This is a genomic window from Nostoc sp. CALU 546, from assembly GCF_048836525.1.
In genome coordinates this window covers 1-1,687 of sequence record NZ_JAWJTF010000389.1, presented here as the reverse complement: position 1 = coordinate 1,687, position 1,687 = coordinate 1, and the positions used below count along the sequence as shown (strand labels likewise).

The window sequence follows — 1,687 nt, the reverse complement described above, 5'->3', positions numbered from 1 at the left end:
GGGCTGAGGTGGCAGGAGGCAGGAGTGCAGGAGGCAGGAGGCAGGAGGCAGAAGGCAGGAGGCAGGAGGCAGGAGGCAGGAGGCAGGAGGTAAAAGTATTACTATTCCTAGCCTTGGGGTTTGCAAAATGTCCTAACCTATGTGGCTACGGCTATATGTCCACCTGTACAACAGTCCTAAATGATTCGTGAAAACTTAAATCCCCGACTTCTTTGAGAAGTTGGGGATCTTGTTTGTCACAGATGATTTAGAGAAGTTAGAAGTGGGCGTATTAGCGTCAGGATTTATGCTGTGAGTGATGGGAGGTAAAGTAGCTCCCATCACACCTAAACTGATTGAACTCGCCATTTAATTCGTCGGATTAGAGGGTTTAACCTGATTTCGCATTGTTTCAAAGCTAAAAGCAGCCGCACCAAAGGTTACTAACAACACTCCCAGAATTTGCACAATCTCCAAATTCTCTTGAATGATTAACCCAGCGAAAATCACCGTTAAAACTGGGATAGTACCACCAATGAGCGCCGCTCGCGAGCCACCTAGTTTACTAATACCAACATTGTTGAGCAAATAGCCGCCAAGAGTCAGCACACCCAAAATAAACGCGCTTAAAACCAGTTCTAGCATCTTAGAACTGTCAACTACCAAGTTCCAAAAAGGTAGCATCAAGCAGATAAAGCTCAACAACAACATGGTAGCGAAGTTAATTAAAGTAAAAGTTACGGGATGCAGTTTGCTAGCACAAACCCTTGTCAAAATTATGTAAGCCGCAAAAGCAACGCCCGAAAGCAGGGCGGTGCTACTTCCCGTTGAAGTATTACCCATAGCTATGGCGGGAGAGCCTCCCAAAACTAGCAATTCACCGCAGCAAATCGCGACGATCGCACCGATGCGGAATATTGTAGGGCGATCGCGAAATAGAAACCACGACAATAAACCACTAACCATCGGATAGATAAAGAACAGTGCGATCGCCATTCCGGTTGTGACTTGAGCGATCGCAATGTAAATTAGCACCTGAGATAAAAACAAAAAGCAGCCACTCACAATCGATAACACCAAAATCTGCTTGGTAGCTGCATTAGTAGGTGTGGGATTTCCTCGGACTGAAGCGGCCAAGTTTTCCAAGTCTTGCCACAGTCTTGGATGCAATATAGGAGATAACAGTAGCATCAGTGGTACTACTACCATAAACCGTAGCGTCAAAATTAATAGAGTATTGCCCAAAGTCGGTGGTAGCAACTGTTCTACTTCTAATACTCCAAAAATCTGGGAACCTTGGTGGAAAATTATCTTGATGGCTACGTTGTAAAGCGACGATACCACTGCTGATAAAACAATCAACAAGAAACCAATTTGGAGCGGCGATAAACCGGAGGAATTACGCGATCGCGATTGTGGGGGTTTTGCTTCCGGCTGTGGTTCTAGCGCAGTGGTTGATGGGGATTGAGCTTTGTTCTGTGATACATCCTTGCGGAGGACAGAAATTGGTTCAGTAGTATTTAGCCTTAGAGAAGGGCGCTTCATTCTCGGCTGTGACACAGGTGCAGCAGGAGGTTCTGATGTCGTTTCGTTTTCCGCTAAGTCCTGATTCAGGACAGAAGTTGGTTCGGTGACATTATCCTTTGGTGGCGGAACGACAGCAGCAGGAGGTTCTGATCTCGTTTCGTTTTCCGACGCATCTTTGCTG

Annotated in this window: 1 protein-coding gene; it reads right to left on the bottom strand. The window is 46.1% G+C overall.

Annotation, left to right across the window (positions count from 1 at the left end; translation table 11 throughout):
• Positions 1-348: 348 nt before the first annotated feature.
• Positions 349-1,687, bottom strand: a 1,339-nt coding sequence (locus RRG12_RS43930) for an EamA family transporter (RefSeq protein WP_420763349.1), incomplete at its 5' end; no start/stop codon positions are given.